Source organism: Streptomyces sp. DvalAA-14 (assembly GCF_900091855.1).
Lineage (GTDB): Bacteria > Actinomycetota > Actinomycetes > Streptomycetales > Streptomycetaceae > Actinacidiphila.
This window is the reverse complement of record NZ_FMCH01000091.1, coordinates 1-4277: the sequence shown is the minus strand read 5'-3', so window position 1 is coordinate 4277 and position 4277 is coordinate 1. Positions and strand designations below refer to the sequence as shown.

General features: G+C 77.3%; 4 protein-coding genes. All 4 read left to right on the top strand.

Annotation, left to right across the window (positions count from 1 at the left end; genetic code table 11):
- A partial coding sequence (locus GA0115240_RS04500) for a (2Fe-2S)-binding protein (protein ID WP_237554599.1) occupies positions 1 to 480 on the top strand: 480 nt, incomplete at its 5' end.
- Entirely contained in the window at positions 477 to 1487 is a 1011-nt protein-coding gene (locus tag GA0115240_RS04495) for an FAD binding domain-containing protein (protein WP_093735346.1), read from the top strand. The genes GA0115240_RS04500 and GA0115240_RS04495, both read left to right, overlap by 4 nt.
- Positions 1484 to 3607 (top strand): xanthine dehydrogenase family protein molybdopterin-binding subunit, encoded by a 2124-nt coding sequence (locus GA0115240_RS04490; RefSeq protein WP_093735345.1) that lies wholly within the window; start codon positions 1484 to 1486, stop codon positions 3605 to 3607. Before GA0115240_RS04495 ends, GA0115240_RS04490 begins: the two co-directional genes overlap by 4 nt.
- Positions 3608 to 3798: 191 nt before the next feature.
- Positions 3799 to 4277, top strand: a 479-nt coding sequence (locus tag GA0115240_RS04485; RefSeq protein WP_176724983.1) for a polyprenyl synthetase family protein, incomplete at its 3' end; no start/stop codon positions are given.

Below are 4277 nucleotides of genomic sequence, written 5' to 3'. Positions count from 1 at the left end.
ACCTGCACCGTGCTGGTCGACGGCCGGCGCGCCAACAGCTGCCTGCTGCTCGCCGTGGCGTACGACGGCGCCTCGGTCACCACCGTCGAGGGCCTGGCCGACGGCGAGCGGCCGCACCCGCTGCAGGAGGCGTTCCTGGCCAGGGACGCGCTGCGGTGCGGCTACTGCACCCCCGGGCAGCTCTGCTCGGCCGTCGGGGCCCTCGCGGAGGCCGCCGCGGGCCACCCGTCCCACGTCACACCGCCCGGCGCCCGGCCGGAAGCCGCCCGGCGGGGCCTGGGCCCCGAGGAGATCCGGGAGCGGATGAGCGGCAATCTGTGCCGGTGCGCCGCCTACGCCGACATCGTCGCGGCGATCGCCGACACCGCCGCCGCGCGACCGCCGGACCGCCCCGCGGACCGCCCGCCGCGGCGGCTGCTCATCCGCTCCCGGCCCCGGGCCGGCGCCGATCCGGCCCGCCCGCAGGGAGCCACGCCGTGAAGCCCTTCGGCTATGTGCGGGCCGGCACCCCCGTCGAGGCCGTCGAGGCCTGGGCCGCCCACCCGGACGCCCACTACCTTGGCGGCGGCACCAATCTGGTGGACCTGATGAAGCTCGGCGTCGAGACCCCGGGCACGCTGATCGACGTCAGCCGGCTGCCGCTGGACACCGTCGCGGACACGCCCGGCGGCGGGCTGACCGTCGGCGCCGCGGTCCGCAACAGCGACCTGGCCGCGCATCGCGCCGTGCGCGACCGCTACCCGGCGCTGTCGCAGGCGCTGCTGGCCGGCGCCTCCGGGCAGTTGCGCAACATCGCGACCACCGGCGGCAATCTGCTGCAGCGCACCCGCTGCCCGTACTTCCAGGACACCGACAAGCCCTGCAACAAGCGCCGGCCGGGCTCCGGCTGTCCGGCCCGCGACGGCGTGCACCGCGACCTCGCCGTCCTCGGCCACTCCGAGCACTGCGTCGCCACCCACCCGTCCGACATGGCGGTGGCGCTCACCGCCCTCGACGCGACCGTGGTCCTGCTCGGCCCGGACGGTGAACGGACCGTGCCCGCCGCGGACTTCCACCGGCTGCCCGGCGAACGGCCGCAGCAGGACACGGTGCTCCGCCCCGGCGAGCTGATCACCGCGGTCGAACTCCCGCCGCCCGCCGGGATGTCCGCCTACCGCAAGGCCCGCGACCGGGCTTCGTACGCCTTCGCGCTGGTGTCGGTCGCCGCGGTGCTCGACGTACGCGGCGGCCGGGTGCGTGCCGCGGCGCTGGCCTTCGGCGGGGTCGCCCACCGGCCGTGGCGGGCCCGCGCCGCCGAGGAGGTGCTGCGGGGCGCGCCCGCCACCCGGGACAGCTTCGAACGCGCCGCCGCCGCCGAACTCGACCTGGCCCGCCCACTGCGCGACAACTCCTTCAAGGTGCCGATGGCCCGGCGCCTGGCGGTGAGCATGCTGACCGGTCTCGCCCAGCCCGCGCCGACCCGCCGCGGCCAGGGCGGCCGGAGATGACCGCCGCGCCGATGAAGGATCCGGCGGGCACCGCCGCCGCCCGCCGCGAGGGCCGGGAGAAGGTCACCGGCGCCGCCCGCTACACCGCCGAGCACACCCCGGCCGGCTGCGCCTACGCCTGGCCGGTGCCGGCCGCGATCGCCAGCGGCCGGATCACCGCCGTGCACCGCGAGGCCGCCCTCGCGGTGCCCGGCGCCCTGGCGGTCATCGCCCACGACGACGCGCCCCGGCTGCGCCCGGCCGGCGACCCCGAACTGGAACTGCTGCTCCAGCACGACCGGGTGCCGCACCGCGGCTGGTACGTGGCGCTCGCCGTGGCCGACAGCCTGGAAGCCGCTCGCGAGAGCGCGGCGGCGCTGCGGGTGGAGTACGCGCCCGAACCGCACGACGTGCGGCTCAGCGCCGACCACCCCGGTCTGTACACCCCCGAGCAGGTGAGCGGCGGCCACCCCGCGGTCCGCGAACGCGGCGACTTCGGCGCGCGGTTCGCGGCCGCCGAGGTCCGCGTCGACACCACGTTCACCCTCCCCGCGCTGCACAACCACCCGATGGAGCCGCACGCCGCCACCGCCCGGTGGGCCGGCGACCGGCTGGTCGTGCACGACTCCGACCAGGGCGCCACCGCCGTCCGCGACGCCCTGGCCGCGCTGTTCGGCCTGGCCGCCGAGCAGGTCACCGTGCTGTGCGGGCACGCCGGCGGCGGCTTCGGCGCCCGAGGCATTCCCCGACCGCCCGCGGTCCTCGCCGCGATGGCCGCGCTGCACACCGGCCGCCCGGTCAAACTCGTCCTGCCGCGCCGCCAGTCGGCCGCTGTCACCGGGTACCGCCCGCCCACGCTGCAGCGGGTGCGGATCGGCGCCGACCGCAAGGGGCGGATCACCGCCCTCGCCCACGAGGTCGCCACCCAGACCTCCACCGTCAAGGAGTTCGTGGAGCACGCCGCCGTGCCGGCCCGGGTGATGTACTCCTCCCCGCACAGCCGCACCGCCCACCGGGTGGTCGCGCTGGACGTCCCCACCCCGGCGTGGATGCGGGCCCCCGGCGAGGCGCCCGGCATGTTCGCGCTGGAGTGCGCGATGGACGAACTCGCCGCCGCCGCCGGCCTGGACCCGGTGGAACTGCGGCTGCGCAACGAACCGGCCACCGAGCCGGACACCGGCCGGCCGTTCAGCAGCCGTCACCTGGCCGAGTGCCTGCGCGAGGGCGCCCGCCGCTTCGGCTGGCCGGACCGGGACCCGCGGCCGGGCGTACGCCGCACGGGCGATCTGCTGCTCGGCACCGGCGTCGCGGCCGCCACCTACCCCGTCCTGCTCTCGCCGTCCTACGCCACCGCCGCCGCCACCGCCGACGGCCGGTACCAGGTGCGGGTCGCCGCCGCCCACATCGGCGCCGGCGCCCGTACCGTGCTGGCCCAGATCGCCGCCGCCGCGCTCAGCGCCCCGGCGGACCGGGTCCGGTTGGACATCGGCGACAGCGGACCGCCCGGTGGCTCCGCGGCGGGCGGCTGCTCCGGCACCGCCTCCTGGGGCTCGGCCGTGCACAAGGCGTGCACCGCGCTGGCCGGGCTGGTCCGCGAGTACGGCGGGCAGGTGCCCGCCGACGGCCTGACCGCCGGCGGCGACACCGAGCGGGAGGCCGCGGCCGCGTCGCCGTACGCCCGGCACGCGTTCGGCGCGCACTTCGCCGAGGTGCAGGTGGACACGGTGACCGGCGAGGTGCGGGTGCGCCGGATGCTCGGGATGTTCGCCGCCGGGCACGTGCTCAACGCGCGCACCGCCCGCGCCCAGTTCCTCGGCGGCATGACGACGGGACTGGGCATGGCGCTGCTGGAGGGCACCACCGTGGACCCGGCCTTCGGCGACTGGGCCGAACGCGACCTCGCCTCCTACCACGTCCCCACCTGCGCCGACGTGACCGGACTCGAAGCGCACTGGATCGACGAGTCCGACGAGGACCTCAACCCGATGGGCAGCAAGGGCATCGGCGAGATCGGCGTCGTCGGATCGGCCGCGGCGATCGCCAACGCGGTCCACCACGCCACCGGCACCCGCTTCCGTCAACTCCCGCTCACCCCGGATCGAGTGATTCGGTCCGTCCAGCCGTATCAGGAAGTGGTGTGAACGCCGGAAAACGTGAAACCCGGTCACCACAGGGTCGCGACGAGAGGACACCCGATGCGCCGTCACCGGCATCATCCCGCGGAGCCGAGACGGGCCGCGCCGGCGAACCACCCGATCCGCGCGAAGGGCCGCATGAAGGGCCGCATGAAGGACCGCGCGAAGGGCCGTACGACCGGCCCCCGGACCGGCGCATGACGGCCCCGGCCCGGCTGCCGGCCGGCGCCCGCCACCCGGAGCGCCCGGAGCGCCCCGAATCCTCCGAACACGGCCGGGATCCGGCCGAGCACGACCGCCCCGCGGCGATCTCCGGCGCGCGCACCGACCTGGACGTGCCGGCGGCGGTCGACCGGGTGCTGCGCGATCTCCTGCGCGCCCGCCGGGCCGAGGCGCTGGCAGCCGACCCGACCTTCGCCGCCCACATCGCCGGGCGGCTGTCCGAGTTCGCGCTGGGCGGCGGCGCCCGGCGCCGCTCCGCGCTGGTGTGGTGGGGGTGGCGGGCCTGCCACGGGCAGGACGGCGGCGAGAGCCCCCGGGCGGTGCTGGAGGTGGCGGCGGCCCTCGAACTCATCCAGTGCTGCGCGCTGGTCCACGACGACGTGATGGACGGCTCCGCGATCCGCCGCGGCCGGCCCGCCGTGCACGTCGACCTGGCCGCCCGCGTCGGGGCCGA